Source organism: Faecalibacterium sp. Marseille-Q3530, from assembly GCF_017377625.1.
GTDB classification, from domain to species: domain Bacteria; phylum Bacillota; class Clostridia; order Oscillospirales; family Ruminococcaceae; genus Faecalibacterium; species Faecalibacterium prausnitzii_E.
This window is the reverse complement of record NZ_JAFREH010000008.1, coordinates 24,170-44,519: the sequence shown is the minus strand read 5'-3', so window position 1 is coordinate 44,519 and position 20,350 is coordinate 24,170. Positions and strand designations below refer to the sequence as shown.

Genomic DNA, 20,350 nt, shown 5'->3' with positions numbered 1-20,350 from the left:
AGAATGGCTCTTCAGGCTCAGATCTCTGAGCGTTTCAGAAAATAGAACGAGGACAACTATGAAACAAGTGATCTCTGTCCGTTTCAAGGAAAACGGAAAAAGCTACTATTTCGACCCTGCCGGGGCCGAGATCAAGACCGGCGACTACGTCATCGTAGAGACCGCCCGCGGCATCGAGTGCGGCGAGGTGGTGCAGGGCGTCCGGGAACTGACCGACGCCGCCGTGCCCAAGGCGCTCAAGCCCATCACCCGGATGGCCGACAGCGTGGATGTGCGCCGGATGCGCCAGAACCGCGAGGACGAGAAGCGCGCCTACCACACCTGCCAGGAGTGCATCGCGCGCCACGGCCTGGAAATGAAGCTGGTGGAAGCCGAATACACCCTCGACCGCTCCAAGATCATGTTTTACTTCACTGCCGACGGCCGCGTGGACTTCCGCGAGCTGGTCAAGGACCTGGCCGGCATCTTCCACACCCGCATCGAGCTGCGCCAGATCGGCGTGCGCGACGAGAGCAAGATGATCGGCGGCCTGGGCATCTGCGGCCAGCCGTTCTGCTGCTCCCGCTTCCTCAAGGACTTCCAGCCCGTCTCCATCAAGATGGCCAAGGAGCAGGGCCTCTCGCTGAACCCCACCAAGATCAGCGGTGCCTGCGGCCGCCTGATGTGCTGCCTGGCTTATGAGGAGAGCGCCTACGAGTATCTGAACAGCATCATGCCCATGGTGGGCAGCACCGTGCGCACCCCGGACGGCCTGGGCACCGTTCTGGAAGTGAACCCGGTGTCCGGCTACCTGCGGGTGCGCTGCGGCACCGAGGCTTTGACCCCGCGGTACTACAAAGTGGGTGTCTGCGAGTACGTCAGCGGCGGCAAGCGCGCCCCCCGCCGCCCCGACCCGGACGACGATTATTCCGGTGTGCGCAACCCGGCCCCCGTGGTGGCCGCAGCCGACGCCAATGGCCGCACCGGCTGTGGAAACTGCCCCAAAAAAGAGAAATAATTCCCAGAAAAACAGTGGGGAATCACAGTGGTTAGTATTATAAAACTAACTGTATTTCGTGATTTTCGCTAAAAATCTCTCTCAATTTTCCCCCAAAGTTAGCCTTTGCTTTTGTGCAACCCCACAAAAAACAAAAAAACATCTTTTCGTTGGCACGGTTAGTCTTGCCTTTTCATTTTTGGTTTGCTAGAATGCAGACAAGGAAGAATTCCGGAGAGGCATGCTGGTACCGTGCGAGGGCAGGCGTCTCCTAAACATTGGCACGGGAAATAAAGGAGAGTTTTATTATGGCACACAAGGTTTCTGACGCATGTGTTGGCTGCGGCGCTTGCGAGGGCGCTTGCCCCGTTGGTGCAGTCACCGTTGAGGGTGGCGTTGCAGTTGTGAACGCAGACGCTTGCATCGATTGCGGCGCTTGCGAGGGCGCTTGCCCCACCGGTGCAATCACCGCTGAATAAGTTTCGCGGCGAGATCCGTAAAAACGCATCAAAAGCAGCAGACCTGTCAAAAGCGGGTCTGCTGCTTTTCTTTCATGCACAATTTTCCCGGCTTTTCGGCCCCGATATTTTGGTAAAGGATGCAGCTTGCAGATATGGAACATTCCACCGAGATTTTGTATAATAAAACAGAAGTCTACTGTTCTGCGGTCCACCGGTTCGGCTCAGACGCGTTGCTGCTGGCCCGCTTTGCCGAGCCAAAGCGGCTCCAGCGCGCGGCAGACCTGTGTTCCGGCTGCGGCATCGTCAGCCTGGAATGGCACGACCGGGGCCACCGCGGCCCCTGCGCAGCCATCGAGCTGCAGCCGGAAGCCAGCGCCCTGCTCTCCGAGGCGTTGATGGCCCAGAGCATCGACCACATCAACCCCTGCTGCACCGACCTGCGCACCTTCCGCGAAGGGGAGGGCAGCTTTGATCTGTGCGCCTGTAACCCGCCCTATTTCACGGCGGGCTTCCAGAGCAGCGACCCCGCCCGCGCCACGGCCCGCCACGAGACGGACTGCACACTGGAAGACGTCTGCCGCTGCGCGTTCCGCCTGCTCAAAGACGGCGGGCGGCTCTCACTGTGCCACCGGCCGGAACGACTGGCCGAAGTGCTGGCCGTGCTGCGGGCCCACCGCCTGGAGCCCAAACGGCTGGCCTTTGTGAAAAATCAGCCGGATGCCGCGCCCTGGCTCTTTCTGGTGGAAGCGCAGAAGAACCGGAAGACCGGCCTGCGCATTGAGCCGGACGTGCTCCTTTCGACCGGAGCGGCCCTGTACGGGAAACAATAAATTTTGGAGGTACTCCCCATGGCAGGAACCTTATACATCGTCGCGACCCCCATCGGCAATCTCGATGACATGCCGCCCCGCGTGGCGGCGACCTTCGGCGCGGCGGACTTCATCGCCGCCGAGGACACCCGCGTGACCATGAAGCTGCTCAACTTCCTCGGCCTGAAAAAACCGATGGTCAGCTACTACGAGCATGCCCTGCAAAAGGGCGAGGGCATCCTCCGCCGCATCGAGGCGGGCGAAAACTGCGCCCTCTGCTCGGACGCCGGGATGCCCTGCGTCTCCGACCCCGGCGAGGTCATCGTGCGGGATGCGCTGGCGCGGGGCATCCGGGTGGTGCCGGTGCCGGCCGCATCGGCCTGCGTCACGGCGCTGGCAGTCTCCGGCCAGGATACCTCCCGCTGGGTGTTCGAGGGGTTCCTGCCCGTGAACAAAAAGCAGAAGCGGGAGCGGCTGGCCGAGCTGCAGGGCGAGAAGCGGACGGTCATCTTCTACGAAGCGCCCCACAAGCTGCGCACCACGCTGGACGATCTCACGACGGCTTTTGGCACCGAGCGGAGCATCACCCTCTGCCGGGAACTGACCAAGCTGCATGAGGAGATCTGGAAGACCACCCTCGGCGAGGCACAGGCCCACTACGCCGGGAACGAGCCGCGCGGCGAATACGTTCTGGTCATGGCCGGAGCGCCCGCTGCCGAGGCCGAAGAGAGCCTGACGCTGGAACAGGCCGCACAGCGGGCACTGGAGCTGACCGGGGAGGGCTACGGCCCCACGGCTGCCGCCAAGGCCGCCGCGCAGGGCACCCCCTACTCCAAGAGCGAAGTCTACAAACAGATGCTGGCGTTGCAGGCCGGCGAAACGGAAGAATAAATTTTGAGGAGGACTTGGTCCCGTGACGAAACTTTTGATCCTGAGTGACAGCCACAACAGCACCGGCGCAGTCGAGCGCATCCTTCACGCGGAGAGCGATGCGACCGCCGTCATCTTTCTGGGCGACGGCCTGCGCGACCTGGAAGAAGCGCTGACGTTCTACCCGAAGATGAAGGTCTACGCCGTGGCCGGAAACTGCGATTTTGGTGCGCTGGAGCCGCTGGACGGCCTGGCCGCCTTCGATCAGGTCGTCATTTTCTATACGCATGGTCACATGTACGGTGTAAAATACGATCTGGACACGCTGACCGATGCCGCCGAGGCCCGCGGCGCGGAGGTGGCCCTGTTCGGCCACACCCACGTCCCGGTGGCCGAACAGCACGGATCGGTGTTCCTGTTCAACCCCGGCTCCTGCGGCCGGTGCTACACCGGGCCCAACACCTACGGCATCCTGACGCTGGACAAGGGCAGGATCGTCCACTATGAACACAAAGAGGTACCGCATCCATGAGCATCAATGAAGTGCGCTATCTGACCGAATGCGGCAGCACCAACGCCTATGTGAAAGAGCATTTTGAAGAATTCGGCCCGGTGGGCGCGGTCTACACCACCAACCAGACCGCCGGGCGGGGCCGTCTGGGCCGCACCTGGGTCAACGCAGAGGGCCGGGCGCTCTATTACACCGTCGCCATCCGGGAGCCGCTGGCGCAGCCCGCCACCCTGCCGCTGCTGGCCAGTCTGGCCGTGCGCGACCAGCTGAAGCTGCGCTACGGCGTAGACTGCCAGATCAAGTGGCCCAACGACCTGCTGCTGAACGGCAAAAAGATCGTGGGCATCCTCTGCGAGAGCGTGTCCTACGGCTACGAGCAGCAGGGCCGGGGCATCCTGTGCGGCATCGGCATCAACCTGGCCCAGCCGCAGAGCTATTTTGACGCAGCCGACCTGCCCCACGGCACCTCGCTGGAGCTGCAGGGGGCCAAGGTGGACCTTTCCACCGACCCCGAATGGCTGGCCGAGGGGCTGACCGATTTCGGCTTCGACCGCCCGATGTACGTCTTTGCGCGGGACGGCTTTGCACCCTTCCGGGACGAATACAGGGCCGCCTGCATCAACATCGGCCGCCGCGTGACCTTTGACCTGCCGGGCGGCGGGCAGGGTGCCGGTGAGGCCATCGACGTGGACGAGGACGGCCGGTTGGTCGTCCGCACCGACAGCGGCGAAGAACATGTCTTCACCGGTGAAGTCTCGGTGCATGGCATCTACGGCGCTGTATGACCCTCTCCCAAAAGGCGGGAGTGTCTTTAGAATATCTTTTTGAAACCAAACAGGAACCCCCTCCGGCGCTTGCGGTACACCGGAGGGGGTTCCTGTTTTGGGGTATTGCTTTGGTGTGAGGAGGAATCATGTGCAAGGGAGACGGTTGCGGCCCCGCTCCCTTGTAATTCATAGTATACCCGATTTCCGAACAAAAGTCATTACATTCTTGTGAAATCTTGTGAAAATTTTGTTAAGCATCCGGCCCTGAAATTTCGTCGCTTTCCCGAAAAATCATCCGGTATGAGCCGGTTCGATGAAAGTTCATTTCGTTTTCGCTTCCGTTTCGATGATTTCGCATTGTTTCACCGCCTCGGCATGGGCCTCGGCATCGCTGACATAGTGGACGGCATTTTCGATGTTATGCGCGGCCTGGTCGGGGCGGATGGTCTTGATGATCTTCGCCGGGACGCCTACCGCCACCGAGCCGTCCGGGATGACCATTCCTTCCGGCACCAGCGCCCCCGCGCCGATGATGCAGTTCCGGCCGATGACGCAGTGGTTGAGCAGGGTCGCGTGCATCCCGATGAGGCTCCCGTCGCCCACGGTGCAGCCGTGAACGAGCGCGCTGTGGCCCACCGTCACGTTTTTGCCCAGCGTCACCGCGCCGCCGGGGTCGCAGTGCAGGACTGCGTTGTCCTGCACGTTGGTGTTCTCACCAAGGGTCAGGGTTCCGTCGTCGCCCCGCAGCACGGCTCCGTACCAGACGCTGGAGCCTTTCTCCAGCACCACGTCGCCCAGCACCGTTGCGTTGGGGGCCACAAAGGCCGCGCCGCAGTCCTGGGGCGTTTTTCCACCAAATGGGATCATCATTGTTGAAAAACCACCTTTCTCTTTTCGCTCATTTATGGTATTCTTTTAATAGTTCGTTTTGATTTTGGGGATCAGGGAAGCCCGAAACTTCCAAAGGAGCATTCTTTCATGAACCATCCTGCTTTTGTACGCCGGGTGCTCGCGCTGGTTCTGACCGCCGCCGTGGCGGTGGCCGCAGCGCTTCCCGGCTTTGCCGTTTACGCCATGCCCATCCAGACCACCTATCCGCAGGAGTCGATCTACCTCTTCGATGCCGACACCGGCGAGGCCCTCGTGGAACAGAACCCGGATATGGTCCGGCATGTGGCCAGCCTGACCAAGATGATGACGGCCCTGCTCGTGATCGAGAACGGGTCAGACCTCAACGCCAGCATCACCATCCCGGACAGTCTGACACCGGAGTTCCAGTCCATCAAGGCCAACCGGGGCCACACCATCGGCCTACAGGCAGGGGAGAGCGTGCGCCGCATCGACATGCTGTATGCCATGCTCCTGCCCAGCGCCAACGACGCGGCCAGTGTGCTGGCCAGCGATGCCGCCGGGGGAGACCTGGCCGCCTTTGCGGCCCGGATGAATGCCCGCGCCAGCCAGCTGGGCTGCACGACCACCCATTTCTCCTGCCCGCACGGCCTGTACGATGCCAACAACTATTCCACCGCGCGGGACCTGGCGAAGATCGCGCTGGCCTGTTACGCGAACCCGACCTACCGGCAGGTGGCCGACACGGTACGCTACCAGCTGCCCGCCACCAATGTACATGAAACCCGGACCATCACCACCACGAACAAGCTGCTGCAGCCGGGCAGCGCGGCCTACCGCAGCTACGCCCACGGCATGAAGACCGGTTTCACGACCAAGGCCGGGCGCTGCTTCGTCACCTTTGCCCAGCAGGACGGCCACACCTACGGTCTGGTCATCCTCGGCTCGAACAGCCAGAATATTTTCCGGGAAGCCTCCGAGCTGCTGGACTGGGCCTTCACCAGCCCGGAGCTGCACCCCGTGCAGACCACCACGCAGCCGGAAGCCGCCGCCCCGGCCCAGCCCGAAAAGCCGCTGACTTTCTGGCAGCTCCTGTTCAGCTGATTTGAAATTTTGGGAGGATACGCTCATGCAAAACACTACGCTCTTCCGCCGGATGGCGGCTCTGCTGCTGACGGTCGTGCTGGCCGTCTCGGCCGCGCTGCCCGGTCTGGCTGTGTACGAGATGCCCATCCAGACCGCCAACGAGGGCGAGTCGGTCTATCTGTTCAACGCAGACATCGACAAGCCCATCCTGGACCAGAACGCCGGGCAGCAGCGGTATATCGCCAGCCTGACCAAGATGATGACGGCCCTGCTCTTTCTCGAAAGCGGCAAAGACCTGAACGAAGAGATCACCATTCCCACCAGCCTGACACAGGAGTTCAAGGACATCCAGAATGCCAACGGCAGCACCATGAATCTGCGCATCGGTGAGACCGTGCGCCGCATCGACCTGCTGTACGGCCTGCTGGTGGCCAGCGCCAACGATGCCGCCAGCGTCATCGCCAACGATGTGGCGGGCAGCCTGCCCAATTTTGTCGCGATGATGAACCAGAAGGCCCAGGAGCTGGGCTGCACCAGCACCAGCTTCACCTGTGTGCACGGACTGTACGATTACGGCAACGTCTCCTCGGCCCGTGACCTCGCGCTCATCGCCTCGGCCTGCGCCGCCAACGAGACCTATATGAAGGTCGCCAATACCCTGAGCTACACCCTCCCGGCCACCAACCTGCACCAGAATGAGCGGAGCATCACCTCCACCAACCTGATGCTGAACCCCGAATATCCCTACTACCGCGACTACATCCGGGGCATGAAGACCGGATTCACCACGCTGGCAGGCCGCTGCTATGTCACCTTTGCCCAGAAGAACGGCCACACCTATGGTCTGGTCATCCTCGGCTCTGATCTGGACAACATTTACAAAGAAGCCTCCGAGCTGCTGGACTGGGCCTTCGCCAGCTTTGCAGACCGGAGACTGGTGGACACCACCACCCCGCTGACCACCGTGCCCCTGACCAAGTGCCGCAGTGCGGAGGCCGTCGAGCTCTACGCCGCCGAACCGGTCAGCGGCTACGGCCACGCCGATGACAAAGTCACCTACAGCTTTGCGCTGCCGGAGCGCGTCTCCGCCACCGTCAAGGCCGATGCAGTCCTCGGCCAGGCCACCGTCTATCTGGACGGTTACGAGGTCGGCACCGTAGACCTTGTGACCCATCAGGAATACGTGTCGGACTTCCGCACCGACCTCAAGAGCACCCTGCTCCTGATGGCCGCACTCGTGCTCCTCCTCGCGGTTCTGAGCTGTGTCACCCTCGTCTCCGGCGGCAGCTCCCTGAACCGGAACCGCAAGCGGAGAGCCAATCGAAAATAAGAACGATGCAAAAGCAGCCGCAATGCGGCTGCTTTTGTTTTTTCAGAACGTCCGGAACTTCGCCGCCAGCACCGACAGCACGATCTTGGGGTTGACCTGCGCGCCGATCTGCTGCATCGCCGCATCGGCGGCTCCGAGGGCCTTCCGGGCGGTCTCACCCTCCACCGGGGAATGAGAGCTGCCCCGCAGCCCGGCGGCGGCTACGGCCCGGAAATCGGCCAGCAGGGCCGATGCACCGGCCTTGTCTTTTTCATAAGCGGCCAGCAGCACCGCTGCCGCATAGCTGTCTCTGGCTGCCGCGGCTTTGGCCAGCGCCAGCGCCCGGTCCACCTGCTCGCGGCGGGCTTCGTCTCGCGCAGCGGCCAGCACGGTGCCGATGTGCCCATCGAACAGCGCACTGTACAGGGCCGCATCCTTTGCGCCCACGCCCTGCGCGGTGCAGTAGAGGGCGCAGTCCTCCGGGGAGACCGGGGCCACGGCAAAGCTGATGCAACGGCTCCGGATGGTGGGCAGGACGCCTGCCAGCGAATCCGCTGTCAGTAGAAAGAGCACCCCCTCCGGCGGCTCTTCCATGACCTTCAGCAGCGCATTGGCCGATTCCTCGTTCATCCGCTCCACATGGTAGAGCAGGACGGCACGGCCCTCTGCCGAAAGGCTGGTGTTGAAGATCTCCGACCGCATGGCCGTGACCTGACCGACCAGATACCGCCCGCCGGACCCCATGCCGGTGACGGAAATGGCCTCCCGCACGATGCCGGTCTCGATCTGGCCGCTGTCGCGTTTGCCCGCCTTGGCCACCGCACGGCAGCATTCGCCCCGCAGGAGCGCTTCTGCGGGCGCACCGCCCTGGGGGTAGAGGTAATCCGCCGCCACACAACGGGCCGCAAAACCGGCTCCCAGGCCCGCTTCGCCCACCAGCAGGACGCTGTGAGTCAGACGCCGCCCCTCCAGCATCCGGCGGATGCTGGACTTCAGTTCTTCATTTCCCGCAATGCGTTCTAACATGCTGTCCTCTGTCTTTCCTGTTTTCTCCCGCACTCAGCGGCGGTTCTTCCGTTTCCACTGCTCCCGGCGGACCCAGGCACGGACACTGCGCCAGGCCTGCGGGCCGAAGAAGACGACGAAGTTCAGCATACAGAGCAGATCGTTCAGTTTTCCCATCATGCCGGACCCCAGAAAGCTGAGCGCCCACAGCGCCGCCGCAAACCAGCCGAAGTACTTGACCCGGATGGGGATGACGAAGAAGAGGAGCACCTGCACCTCCGGATACAGCATCGCAAAGGCCAGCAGGAGCGAGAGCGACAGGCAGTAGGTATCGGCATAGCCCGTCAGCAGGCAGGCCGCCACTGCGCCCACCACGCCCAGCAGGAGATACAGATTGAAGCGGAAGTCGCCCCACTCTTTTTCCAGTGCGCTCCCGATGAACCAGGTGAAGTAGATGCCCAGAATGACGCTGAGCGGCCCGCCGCCCGAAAACGGCACGAACACAAAGGTGATGACCCGCCAGACCTGCCCCATCAGCAGGGCCGTGCGGCTCAGGCTCAGATAAAGCGAGACATACTGATTGACGAACAGTTCCACGGCATAGACCAGGACCTGCGCACCCACCAGGATCGAGATGAGGTTCGGGATGCAGATGCGGCCATACTTCCGCTCCAGTTTGGTTAGCCAGTTCATAGGGGAACGCCTCCATGCTCGTAAGATTCCGGCCCCGGCTTGGGGGCCGCTGTTTTTCTCATTGTATCATGTTTGGCAGGGCCATTCAAGAAAATCCCTGTGAACAAAAGGCGGCTGGCTGTCGCTGCCGCCTTCTGCTAAAACAGTCGGTTGTATCCATTTTTGTGCCTTCCGAATGGACTTATCCACTTTTTCCACCGGGTTTTCCACTGAATTTGTGAAAAAGAGGGCCAGTTTCCCACGATGTTTTCCACTTTTTCCACCGAGTTTTCCACTACTCCACCGTTTGGTTTTTATACGTGAAGTATTTCCCGGCATTTTCCATGGTGGTTTCTGGGGAGAAATGCGGGAGCTTTTTCTTTTTTCCAAAAGAAAGTCGAGCCGTTTTCTTTTCTTTTTTCACCGGCTCTTCTCAGCTGTAAAGTGCTTTCTCCCCGCTGGAATGCAGGGCGTATAAGTTTTCCACATCGGATGGGACGGAATTTCTTCGTGTTGAAAACCGTTGGAAAACCCGACTTTTCCACAGAAAAAGAGCGGCTGCATCTGCGGAGTCCCGGCAGATGCAGCCGCTCTTCAAGTTTTCTCACATCATATTCCGGAACACGATCTGCGCGATCTGGAAGTACAGGATCAGGCTGCACGCATCGACGATGGTGGTGATGAACGGCGTTGCCATGATGGCCGGGTCGGCACCCAGCTTCTTGGCGGCCAGCGGCAGCATACCGCCCACCAGCTTGGCCAGGATGACGCTGAAGAAAAGCGATACACTGACCACGATGGCATAACCGATGACATTTTCATACTGGCCGGGGAAGAGGAAGGTGTACATCAGGTAGATGCGCAGGCCGTTCACGATGCCCAGCACCGCGCCCACGATGGCAGAGACGCGGATCTCCTTGCCCAGAACGCGGAGGAAGTCGGCCGGTTCCACCTCACCCAGCGCCAGACCACGGACCATCAGGGTGCTGATCTGGTTGCCGCAGTTGCCGGCAGTGTCCATCAGCATGGGCATGAAGGAGACCAGCAGAGGCAGGCTGACGAAGGCTTCCTCGTAGTGGGTGGTGACCATGCCGGTGAAGGTGGCCGACAGCATCAGGATGAGCAGCCAGGGGATGCGCTGCTTGGCGTGGGTCCAGACGCTTGTGCCGAAATAAGTCGTTGCATCGTCATCCGGCAGAATGGCCGCCATCTTCTGCATGTCCTCGGTGGACTCGTCGGTCAGAACGTCGATTGCATCGTCGATGGTGATGATGCCGACGAACATGCCCTCGTTGTCCAGGACCGGCATGGCCGTGAAGTCGTAGCGCTGCATCTCACGGGCCACATACTCCTGATCGTCCGTGACCTTCACGGCAACGACGTTGTCGTCCATGATGTCGGCAATGGGGGTCTTGGGGTCTGCCAGCAGCAGGCTGCGGGCAGACACAACGCCCAGCAGACGGTTCCGCTCGACGACGTAGTTGGTGTAGACCGTCTCGGCGTTCTCGCCCTGACGGCGGATGGCGGCCAGCGCATCGCTGACGTTCATCTCCTTGCGCAGACGGACGTATTCGGGCGTCATCAGACTGCCGGCCGAGCTTTCGGGGTAGTTCAGCAGCTTATTCAGGCTCTCACGGGTCTGCTTGGAAGATTTCTCCAACACCCGTTTCACAACACCGGCTGGCATATCTTCCAGCAGGTCGGCGGCGTCGTCCAGACTCATCTCCTCGATGGCGCTGACCAGCTCCACATCCGAGAACGCATTGACGAGGTCATCGCGGGCCTCATCGGACATATAGGCAAAGGCCTCGGTCGCCACTTCCTTTTTCAGCAGGCGGAAGACCACCAGACGGTTGTTTTCGTCCAGTTCTTCCAGCAGCTCGGCCAGGTCGGCGGGCTGCTCTTCCTCGGTGACTTCGCGCAGCTTGACATACTGCTTTTTCACCAGCATTTTCAGCAGGCGGCTCTTGGTCAGCATTTCGGGGTTGGCCTTGACCTCTTCGTCACGGGCCTCTTCTTCTTCGGCGTCCCGCACATCCTGCTTGAGGTCTTCGGTGGCCTCCTCACTCAGGTCTTCGGCCAGCTTCTGGCGGACTTCCGCAGGGATATCTGCGGGCAGTTCGGGCATCGGGAGCGATGCTTCCGGGGCCGCGTTCTTCTTTTCTTCCAGTTCCATTTGTGTTCCTCCTTACCGTTTCCGGCGGATCGGACAGCACACAAAACAAAAAGCGCCGCCTGCTTCCCGCAGCGAGCCGTTCTGCCCGCTGCGCGCACCAAGCTGCGCCCTTTCTCCCCGCTGAGAAGTGCCTGTACAGCACCTCTTACCGGGCAAAAAAGGCGAACGCAGCTGCTTTTTCGTTCTGCTGTGCCGCAGTTGATCCGTGTCTTCGACTATGATCCGGGTCCATTGTCCTGCGTTCACCTCCTAAAAATCTTATCCACTTTTTATTATAGCGTCCGCAAAAAGGCCGGTCAACCCTAAAACCGCCGAAAGCAGAGGGAAATTTCCGTCAAAAACGCAGAAAGCCCTTTCCAGCGCTTGCGGAACACTGGAAAGGACTTTCTGTTCGGATATTGCCTTGGTGTGAGGAGGAATCATGTACAAGGAATCGGTTGCGGCCCCGGTTCCTTATGTTTGTAGTATAGCACCGAATGCGCGGTTTTTCATGAAAAACCTATGAAGAAAGTGTAAAATAGCCCGCCGCACACAAAAAAATACGCCCCGGTCACCGTTGCCGGTGAGCGGGGCGCTAAAAACGAGATTCGTTTTTGACTGGGGCAAGATCCCTGCAAGGCAGGTCTTATGCTTCAGGCGGAACAAGGTATCTGCGAACAGACCTTATGTTCCTGACACACGCGGGGTGTGCTTTCAAGGACCCTCGCGGGCGCTTTGGTATTTCAAACACCCGGCCCCACTGCGGATCACTGCCGCAGCAAGGGCGTGGGAAAATGAAATCAGAGACTTGTTGTGCGGAAAGCGTTGTCGCTTTTGTGCACGTTCTTCTTTTGCCGCTGCCGGGGCCAGATCAGCCACAGTTTCGCACTGCTGCGTTGCGCAGTAACCGCCAGTGCGGAGCAGCCGCCTTTCGGACTAGGGTGCCGCTGCGGCGCGTTCCGGCCCAAAACAGGGGAGAAAGATTACTTGTACAGCTCGACCAGACGAGTCAGATGCTCGTAACGATCGTTTGCGACCTGCTCGTTGCGTGCGAACAGCTGCTTTGCGCGCTCCGGGAAGGCACGGGTCAGGCGGCTGTAACGGGTCTCGTTTGCCAGCAGAGCCTGGTACTTCTCGGCATCGACTGCCTTGGAGGTCAGAGTGAACGGGTTCTTGCCCTGAGCCTTGTTGGCCGGGTTGAAGGTGAACAGGTTCCAGTAACCAGCCTCGACAGCCTTCTTCATCTCGTTCTGGCAGTTGGTCATACCGCCCTTGACACCGTGCAGCTCGCAGGGAGCGTAGCCGATGATCAGAGACGGGCCAGGATAAGCCTCAGCCTCGGCGATTGCCTTGACAGCCTGGTTCATGTTGGCACCCAGAGCGATCTGAGCGACGTAGATGTAACCATAGGTCATTGCGATCTCGGACAGGCTCTTCTTGCTGATCTCCTTACCAGCAGCAGCGAACTGGCAGACTTCACCAATGTTGGAAGCCTTGGATGCCTGTCCACCGGTGTTGGAGTACATCTCAGTATCGAAGACCATGACGTTGACATCCTCGCCGGAAGCCAGGACGTGATCCAGGCCGCCGAAGCCGATGTCGTATGCCCAACCGTCGCCACCGAAGATCCAGACGGACTTCTTTGCGATGAACTCTTTGCTCTTCAGGATCTCAGCGGACTCGGTGCAGCCAGCGGCAGCAGCCTTCTCCAGCTCAGCGATCAGAGCCTTAGCGGGTTCGTCGTTGGCCTTGGTGTTGTTCTTGGTCTCCATGAACTTGTCGAATGCAGCCTTCAGCTCAGCGGAAGCCTTGTCAGAACCAGCGACCTCAGCGATGCGCTTGATCAGGTTCTCACGGACGGTCTTCTGGCCGAGGTACAGGCCCAGACCATGCTCAGCGTTATCCTCGAACAGGGAGTTGCACCATGCAGGACCATGGCCGCTGTCCTTGTTGACGGTGTACGGAGAGATGGAAGCGGTGCCGCCCCAGATGGAGGAGCAACCGGTAGCGTTGGAGATGTACATCTTCTCGCCGAACAGCTGGGTGATCAGGCGAGCATAAGAGGTCTCGGCACAGCCTGCGCAGGAGCCAGAGAACTCCAGCAGCGGCTGGTTGAACTGAGAACCGATGACGGTGTCGTCAGCAAACTTGCCGGGCTTCTTGGAGATGTTGGCGACGCAGTAGTCGAAGACTGCCTGCTGGTCGGCCTGGCTCTCCTGAGGAACCATGCTGATGGCCTTGGTGGGGCAGACGGTGACGCACTCGCCGCAGCCCATGCAGTCCAGAGGAGACACAGCCATGACAAACTTGTACTCGTTTGCGGGCTTGTTGTCGCGGCTCTTGGTCTGTGCGGGAGCAGCAGCCAGCTCGTCAGCAGTCAGCTGGAAGGGACGGATGGTTGCGTGAGAGCACACGAATGCGCACTGGTTGCAGCCAACACACTTGGAAGCATCCCACTCCGGAACGTTGACAGCGGTGCCGCGCTTCTCATATGCAGAAGCACCCTGCTCCCACTCGCCGTTTGCATTTGCAACGAAAGCGGAAACGGGCAGGCTGTCGCCGTCCATACGAGCGATGGGCTCCATGACGTCGCGGATCTGCTTGACCAGCTCCGGACGGCCGGTGAGAGCCTTGGGTGCGGGATCAGCTTCGGGGTTGGACCAGGAAGCGGGGACGTCCACCTTGTGGATGGCGTCAACACCAGCATCGATGGCCTTCCAGTTCATCTCGACGACGTCCTGGCCCTTCTTGCCGTAGCTCTTCTGAGCGGCCTGCTTCATGAAGTTGACAGCGTCCTCGATGGGCATGACGTCTGCCAGCTTGAAGAAAGCAGACTGCAGGATGGTATTGGTGCGCTTGCCCATACCGATCTCGATAGCCTTATCGATGGCGTTGATGGTGTACAGCTGAATGTTGTTGTCAGCGATGTACTTCTTGGCCTCAGCGTTCAGGTGCTGGCCCAGCTCCTCATCGGACCACTGGCAGTTGATCATGAACACGCCGCCGGGCTTGACATCCTGGACCATCTTCATGCCCATGTGGATGTAAGCGGGGTTGTGGCAGGCCACGAAGTCAGCCTGGTTGATGTAGTAGGGGCTGCGGATGGGCTTGTCGCCGAAACGCAGGTGGCTGATGGTCACGCCGCCGGTCTTCTTGGAGTCATACTGGAAGTATGCCTGAACATACTTGTCGGTATGGTCGCCGATGATCTTGACGGAGTTCTTGTTTGCGCCGACGGTGCCGTCGCCGCCCAGACCCCAGAACTTGCACTCCTTGGTGCCAGCAGCTGCGGTGATGGGAGCGGGCTTGACTTCGGGCAGGGACAGACCGGTGACATCATCGGTGATGCCCAGGGTGAAGCGCTCCTTCGGCTGATCCTTCTCCAGCTCCTTGAACAGAGCGAAGATGGAGGACGGGGGAGTGTCCTTGCTGCCCAGGCCGTAGCGGCCGCCGGTCAGGACGACATCGTTCATGCCGGCCTCACGCAGGGTAGCAGCAACATCCAGGTACAGAGGCTCGCCCAGGGAGCCGGGCTCCTTGGTGCGGTCCAGAACTGCGACCTTCTTTGCAGTCTTGGGCAGGACCTTCAGCAGAGCGGAAGAGACCCAGGGACGATACAGGCGGACCTTGACGATACCGACCTTCTCACCCTTGGCGTTCAGGTAATCGATGACCTCATCTGCAACGTCGCAGACAGAGCCCATAGCGATCATGACGCGGTCTGCATCGGGAGCGCCGTAGTAGTTGAACAGATCGTAGTTGGTGCCCAGCTTTGCATTGATCTTGGCCATGTACTTCTCGACGACTGCGGGCAGTGCGTCGTAGACAGAGTTGCAGGCCTCACGATGCTGGAAGAACACGTCGCCGTTCTCGTGGGAACCGCGCATCTTGGGGTGCTCAGGGTTCAGTGCCTTAGCGCGGAACGCCTCAACAGCCTCCATGTTGCACATTTCCTTCAGATCAGCGTAATCCCACTTCTCGATCTTCTGGTACTCGTGAGAAGTACGGAAGCCATCGAAGAAGTTCAGGAAGGGGACCTTGCCCTCAATTGCTGCCAGATGGGCAACCGGGGACAGATCCATGACTTCCTGCACGCTGCTCTCGACCAGCATTGCGAAGCCGGTCTGGCGGCATGCCATAACGTCGCTGTGATCACCGAAGATGTTCAGGGACTGGGTAGCAACGGTACGTGCCGAAACATCGAACACGCAGGGCAGCTGCTCCGCAGCGATCTTGTACATGTTGGGGATCATCAGCAGCAGGCCCTGAGAAGCGGTGAAGGTGGTGGTAACAGCACCTGCACCCAGAGAGCCGTGCACAGCGCCGGCAGCGCCGGCCTCAGACTCCATCTCGACGACCTTGACCTGGTTGCCGAAGATGTTCTTCTGGCCAGCTGCGGACCACTGGTCCACAGAGTCAGCCATCGGAGAAGACGGGGTAATGGGGTAGATGGCAGCCACGTCCGTGTAGGCATATGCTACATGAGCGGCAGCGGTATTGCCATCCATGGTTTGCTTTGCTCTAGGCATTTTTCTTCCTCCATTGTTCAGAATTTGGTACCTTTTGCGCGGGGCAATAAGCGCCCCGGCGGGGCCGGAGAACCCCAAAAGGCACTATTGCTCATATACTATAATAACAAATTCCGCTTCTAAAGTAAACGCAAACCCACTGGCAAAACGCAACAAAATTTCACGATTTTTTTTGTTGGTTTTTTACGCTTGTGTTTTTGGTGGGATTCATTCTTGCAGAATTTTAAGTTTTTGGCCAATGGAGCGATTTTTTCTTAACTTTTCCTTAATTTTGAATTGACAATCGTACAGGAAATGCCGTAAACTGGAACCAGTGATTTATCCGGGCCGGAGCAGGCTCCGGCTCGTTCAGAAAGGACGCAGAAACGATGGACGCAGCACATTTTGAGAAGAAACTGACCAGCGAGGTGCTCTTCGAGGGCCGGGTCATCACCCTGACTAAGGACACCGCCCTGCTGGAGAACGGGAAGACCGCCACCCGCGAAGTGGTGCACCACCACGGCGGTGCCTGCATCGTGCCTTACTTTGAGGACGGCACCATCTGCATGGTGCGCCAGTTCCGCTATGCCATGCAGCAGGAGCTGTGGGAGCTGCCCGCCGGCAAGCTGGAAGCGGGCGAAGATCCCTTTGAAGCCGCCAGGCGCGAACTGGAAGAGGAATGCGGCCTGACCGCCGAGCACTACACCTCGCTGGGCGAATTTTACCCAACCGTGGGCTACGACACCGAGGTCATCTACACCTGGGTGGCCACCGGCCTGAAGGAGACCCACATGCACCTGGACGCCGACGAGTTCCTGACGCCCGACCGTGTGCCGCTGCAGAAAGCCTATGAGATGGTCATGAGCGGCGAGATCAAGGACGGCAAGACTGTGGCAGGCGTGCTCAAGCTGAAGGCTCTGTTGGACGAGGGCAGACTGTGATCCTCTATCAGGATGCGGCCCTTGTGGTCGTGAACAAACCGGCAGGCCTGTCCAGTGAGGCCGGCCTGCCCGCCCGGCTGCGGGAGCTGTGGAGGCAGCCGGACGCCTATGTGGGCATCGTGCACCGGCTGGACACCGGCGTGTCCGGCCTGATGGTCTGTGCCAGGACTCCAAAGGCCGCCGCCGCGCTGACACGGCAGATCACCCAGAGCCAGGAAGCCTACGCCGTGCTGGACGGCCGGGCTGCACCCACCCAAAATACGCTGCCCGCACCGGTCTTCACCAAGCAGTACCGGGCCGTCCTTGCCGGGGCACCGGACGAAACACTGCCGGAACACGGCATCCTGCGGGACTATCTGTTCAAGGACAGCCGGAAGGGCCGGGTCTTCCCGGTCAGCCGCCCGCGCAAAGGGGTACGGGAAGCCGTGCTCGAATACCGCATCACTGCCTCGAACGGAACACTGAGCCTTGCGGACATCACCCTCCACACCGGGCGGACCCATCAGATCCGGGTGCAGTTCGCCTCCCGGCGGCATCCGCTCTGGGGCGACGGCAAATACGGCAGCCATTTCAAGGGAACCATTGCACTGCAGAGCGCACGGCTCTGTTTTCTGCACCCGGAGACCGGGGAGCCGATGGAGTTCGCATTGGAAAAGCCGGACACGGCACCATGGAACATTTAGCATCCGCCTTCGGCAGATCAGTCCACTCTATTTTTTCGCCTTCGGCTTGAACACAGCCGGGCCTTGTTGTCTGGGGAACGAAGCTATGGAACAACAAACGTACAAAACAGACGCCGCGATCTATGATGTGCTGGAGCGGGAGATCATCGACCTGACCATCCGCCCCGGAAGCTCGCTGAGTGAGAACCCGCTCTGCACCCGGTTCGGGGCACCGCGGTCGCTCATCCGGGTCGTTTTGCAGAAATTGCAGGAAAACGGGCTGGTGAAGATCGTGCCCTACAAGGGCACCACCGTCACCCGGCTGAACCGTGAGATCGTGGAGGAGCTGATCTACGAGCGCACCGCCGTGGAGGCCCGTGTGCTGCGGGATTTTTCGCCCCGGTGCACCCCGGAACAGCGGGCGCTCATCCGGAAGCGGGCCGCTGCTTACGAGGCTCTGGCCCACGCCGAGCACCCAGACTTCAACCGTCTGTACGAGGCTGACCGCCTGCTCCACGAGACCTGGTTTGCCGCCATGGGGAAGATGTATCTCTGGCGGACGTTGCAGAACGCCCACGCCGACTACAGCCGGTTCCGGATGCTGGACACCATCACCAGCGGCGGGCTTGCCGAGGTCATCGCAGACCACGCCAACCTCATCGACGCCATCGAGCACTGCGACATGGCCGCATTTGAGCCGCTGGTGGAGCGGCACCTCTACGGCGGCATTCGGCGGCTTGGCTCCAAGCTCACCGAGGAATATGCCGACTATTTTGAACCGGAACCATAAAACTTGCGCTTCAACCACAAAAGGACCCGCGCCGCAGGGCATTCACTCTGCGGCGCGGGTCCTTTTTCTGTGGGGTCGGAGAAAACGCCTGGCCCTGGGGGAAGGGCCGTAGGCATGGTTACAGTTTGTTGGCGCGGTTCAGCACAAAGCTGCGGGTCTCGTTCGGGGCAAAGTACGGCGTATACTGGATGCCGATCTGCTCCCAGTTGCTCGGAACGACCGCATAGATCTTGATGCAGCCCGTCTCCTTCGGTTTCAGATTATCCCGCACACCGTAGCTCTTCAGGCCGGTCTCGTCCGTCAGATAACCGATCTCCGCATGGCCAATCTTGCCGCTGTCCGACGTCATCTTGAAATCGCTCTTGCCCAGCGTCTCATACTGGTTCTTATAGATTGCCTTCAGCACCTCGGCCAGTTCGGTCTCCGTGGTATTTCCCATCTTGACCGTCTGCTCCGACTGATTTTCCAGCCCGATGCACACGGTGATGAACGTTTTTCCTGCATAGTTCCCGACCATGCCCGAAATCGGATCCAGGCGATAGCCCAACAGCTTTACGTTCACTCCATTGATCTGTGTGGACTCACCCACGCCGTACACGGTGTCTTTCGATCCCCCGCCCGATGGGGAGCATCCTGCGAAGATGCCGGATGCAGTCACAGCCAGTGCAGCAGCACCTGCACACTTCAGAAAAACGCGGCGGCTCATATTGGTTGCCATATTCGGTACCTCCTTATGAATGGTCTGGTATTGCAACATTTCCGACCATTGTTGGAAATGTTGTTCTCTGCCCTGAGCATATCAAATCTCCGGAGGTTTTGCAAGCGGAATCTGCGCCAAAAACCGGCCGGGCTGCGTTTCTTTGTACGAAATTTCAGTAAAGAAACTTTGCCGTTTTCTCAAAGCCGCAGAAATTGCGCACGAACCGGCAAAAAACACAGCAGCTCATCCAAAGGCCCCCTGCATTTCTTGGCCACTGTGCCGAAAATGCAGGAGGCCATGCTGTGGCGCATGTACGAAAGATTTTTTCCGAATACAAGGCCCCGTGAAAACGTTTCCGTCAGAGGACGCCGGTGAGGAAGATCTCCAGACCGATGCCGATGAGGATGACGCCGCCCAGAATGGATGCCTTGCCGGCCAGCTTGGTGCCGAATTGTTTACCGATGTGCAGACCGGCCATGCAGAGGACGAAGGTGACTGCGGCGATGATAACAGATGCCGCCAGTGCCATCGTCCAGTCGTACTCCGAGATGGTGAAGCCGACGGAAAGGGCGTCGATGCTGGTGGCCACCCCCTGCACGAAGAGGGCACCGGCGCTCAGCTCAACTGCCTCCTCGGTCTCTTCGCCCCTGATGCCCTCCAACAGCATCTTGCCGCCGATGTACGCCAGCAGGATGAGGGCGATCCATGGGATGAACAGCTCAAAGGACGAGAACAGCTCGACAATGGTGTGGACGCAGACCCAGCCCGTCATGGGCATGACCGCTTGAAATACACCGAAAGTGCCTGCGATGATACACATCCTCCTGACGGACATTTTGGGGTCGTGCAGGCCGTTCGCCATCGAGACCGAGAACGCATCCATGGCAAGGCCCACGCCCAGCAATCCACTGTTGAAGAAAAACAAGAAATTCCATTCCATACAAACATGCCTCCTAAATCTGACCGGAATCTGGTGCGGCAAAAACAAAACCCGGAATCGACGCGCGTACACGTCCGATTCCGGGTCATTTTCTACATCCGGACTCCATGTGTTGGGCGTGGTACTCGCACCAAAACACATGAGTCTCGCAAATGAAAGCAAGCCAGACCGCGACCGGCGGCCATTGTGTTGACTTGCTGCGCCGTCTGCAAACAGCGCCTGCTACTCCCCCATGGGATTTGTTATTGTTTGGTTATTTTATCACACGTTCCGGGCGAAGTCCAGACTAACTTTTCCTCTCAGGCCGTGAAAATCGGCGTGAGCAGAACAAAGCACTTT

Annotated in this window: 19 protein-coding genes; 11 read left to right on the top strand and 8 right to left on the bottom strand. The window is 59.8% G+C overall.

Annotation, left to right across the window (positions count from 1 at the left end):
- The first annotated feature begins 58 nt into the window (after positions 1–58).
- The 6 genes from J3350_RS08210 (at position 59) to J3350_RS08185 (ending at position 4,412) form a co-directional block, all read left to right on the top strand.
- Positions 59–997 carry a stage 0 sporulation family protein gene (locus J3350_RS08210; protein WP_097791252.1) on the top strand — a complete coding sequence of 313 codons (939 nt, stop codon included), beginning with the start codon at positions 59–61 and terminating at the stop codon, positions 995–997.
- A gap of 287 nt (positions 998–1,284) precedes the next feature.
- On the top strand, positions 1,285–1,455 hold the full coding sequence (locus tag J3350_RS08205; RefSeq protein WP_097791253.1) for a DUF362 domain-containing protein: 171 nt from the start codon (positions 1,285–1,287) through the stop codon (positions 1,453–1,455).
- A gap of 134 nt (positions 1,456–1,589) precedes the next feature.
- Positions 1,590–2,267, top strand: a complete 678-nt coding sequence (locus tag J3350_RS08200) for a tRNA1(Val) (adenine(37)-N6)-methyltransferase (RefSeq protein ID WP_207686289.1) — start codon at positions 1,590–1,592, stop codon at positions 2,265–2,267.
- 18 nt (positions 2,268–2,285) lie between these two features.
- Entirely contained in the window at positions 2,286–3,137 is an 852-nt protein-coding gene (gene rsmI, locus J3350_RS08195; protein WP_097791255.1) for a 16S rRNA (cytidine(1402)-2'-O)-methyltransferase, read from the top strand.
- 22 nt (positions 3,138–3,159) lie between these two features.
- A complete protein-coding gene (locus tag J3350_RS08190; RefSeq protein ID WP_207686288.1) occupies positions 3,160–3,648 on the top strand; it encodes a metallophosphoesterase in 489 nt (162 codons plus the stop codon).
- The gene (locus J3350_RS08185) at positions 3,645–4,412 is read left to right on the top strand and encodes a biotin--[acetyl-CoA-carboxylase] ligase (RefSeq protein ID WP_207686287.1); all 768 of its coding nucleotides are present in this window, start codon (positions 3,645–3,647) and stop codon (positions 4,410–4,412) included. Before J3350_RS08190 ends, J3350_RS08185 begins: the two co-directional genes overlap by 4 nt.
- A 303-nt stretch (positions 4,413–4,715) precedes the next feature.
- On the opposite strand, the gene J3350_RS08180 is transcribed toward J3350_RS08185, so the two are convergent.
- Positions 4,716–5,264, bottom strand: coding sequence for a gamma carbonic anhydrase family protein (locus J3350_RS08180; protein ID WP_207686286.1), 549 nt, complete (start codon positions 5,262–5,264; stop codon positions 4,716–4,718).
- Between the two features lie 108 nt (positions 5,265–5,372).
- On the opposite strand from J3350_RS08180, the gene J3350_RS08175 reads away from it, so the two are divergent.
- Positions 5,373–6,347 (top strand): D-alanyl-D-alanine carboxypeptidase family protein, encoded by a 975-nt coding sequence (locus J3350_RS08175; RefSeq protein ID WP_207686285.1) that lies wholly within the window; start codon positions 5,373–5,375, stop codon positions 6,345–6,347.
- A 25-nt stretch (positions 6,348–6,372) separates the two neighbouring features.
- Positions 6,373–7,659 (top strand): D-alanyl-D-alanine carboxypeptidase family protein, encoded by a 1,287-nt coding sequence (locus J3350_RS08170; RefSeq protein WP_207686284.1) that lies wholly within the window; start codon positions 6,373–6,375, stop codon positions 7,657–7,659.
- A 42-nt stretch (positions 7,660–7,701) separates the two neighbouring features.
- Here J3350_RS08170 and J3350_RS08165 read toward each other — a convergent pair whose 3' ends face one another.
- From J3350_RS08165 to nifJ, 5 genes are all read right to left on the bottom strand, one after another.
- The gene (locus J3350_RS08165) at positions 7,702–8,664 is read right to left on the bottom strand and encodes a hypothetical protein (RefSeq protein WP_207686283.1); all 963 of its coding nucleotides are present in this window, start codon (positions 8,662–8,664) and stop codon (positions 7,702–7,704) included.
- 33 nt (positions 8,665–8,697) lie between these two features.
- Positions 8,698–9,336: a rhomboid family intramembrane serine protease gene (locus J3350_RS08160; protein WP_207686282.1), complete on the bottom strand. Its 639-nt coding sequence runs from the start codon at positions 9,334–9,336 to the stop codon at positions 8,698–8,700.
- A gap of 66 nt (positions 9,337–9,402) precedes the next feature.
- A complete protein-coding gene (locus tag J3350_RS08155) occupies positions 9,403–9,705 on the bottom strand; it encodes a hypothetical protein (protein WP_207686281.1) in 303 nt (100 codons plus the stop codon).
- 214 nt (positions 9,706–9,919) lie between these two features.
- On the bottom strand, positions 9,920–11,491 hold the full coding sequence (gene mgtE, locus J3350_RS08150) for a magnesium transporter (RefSeq protein ID WP_207686280.1): 1,572 nt from the start codon (positions 11,489–11,491) through the stop codon (positions 9,920–9,922).
- A gap of 962 nt (positions 11,492–12,453) precedes the next feature.
- Entirely contained in the window at positions 12,454–15,999 is a 3,546-nt protein-coding gene (gene nifJ, locus J3350_RS08145; RefSeq protein ID WP_097791265.1) for a pyruvate:ferredoxin (flavodoxin) oxidoreductase, read from the bottom strand.
- A gap of 368 nt (positions 16,000–16,367) precedes the next feature.
- On the opposite strand from nifJ, the gene J3350_RS08140 reads away from it, so the two are divergent.
- The 3 genes from J3350_RS08140 to J3350_RS08130 all read left to right on the top strand — a co-directional run bounded on the left by J3350_RS08140 (position 16,368) and on the right by J3350_RS08130 (position 18,371).
- Complete coding sequence (locus J3350_RS08140) at positions 16,368–16,919, top strand: NUDIX domain-containing protein (RefSeq protein ID WP_097791266.1); 552 nt, start codon at positions 16,368–16,370, stop codon at positions 16,917–16,919.
- Complete coding sequence (locus tag J3350_RS08135) at positions 16,916–17,602, top strand: RluA family pseudouridine synthase (RefSeq protein ID WP_207686279.1); 687 nt, start codon at positions 16,916–16,918, stop codon at positions 17,600–17,602. The genes J3350_RS08140 and J3350_RS08135 overlap by 4 nt, the downstream gene beginning before the upstream one ends.
- A gap of 85 nt (positions 17,603–17,687) precedes the next feature.
- Positions 17,688–18,371 carry a GntR family transcriptional regulator gene (locus tag J3350_RS08130; RefSeq protein WP_207686278.1) on the top strand — a complete coding sequence of 228 codons (684 nt, stop codon included), beginning with the start codon at positions 17,688–17,690 and terminating at the stop codon, positions 18,369–18,371.
- A gap of 118 nt (positions 18,372–18,489) precedes the next feature.
- On the opposite strand, the gene J3350_RS08125 is transcribed toward J3350_RS08130, so the two are convergent.
- Both J3350_RS08125 and J3350_RS08120 read right to left on the bottom strand, forming a co-directional pair.
- Positions 18,490–19,089: a hypothetical protein gene (locus J3350_RS08125; RefSeq protein WP_207686277.1), complete on the bottom strand. Its 600-nt coding sequence runs from the start codon at positions 19,087–19,089 to the stop codon at positions 18,490–18,492.
- A gap of 340 nt (positions 19,090–19,429) precedes the next feature.
- Positions 19,430–20,011 (bottom strand): manganese efflux pump MntP family protein, encoded by a 582-nt coding sequence (locus tag J3350_RS08120; RefSeq protein WP_207686276.1) that lies wholly within the window; start codon positions 20,009–20,011, stop codon positions 19,430–19,432.
- Positions 20,012–20,350: the final 339 nt, after the last annotated feature.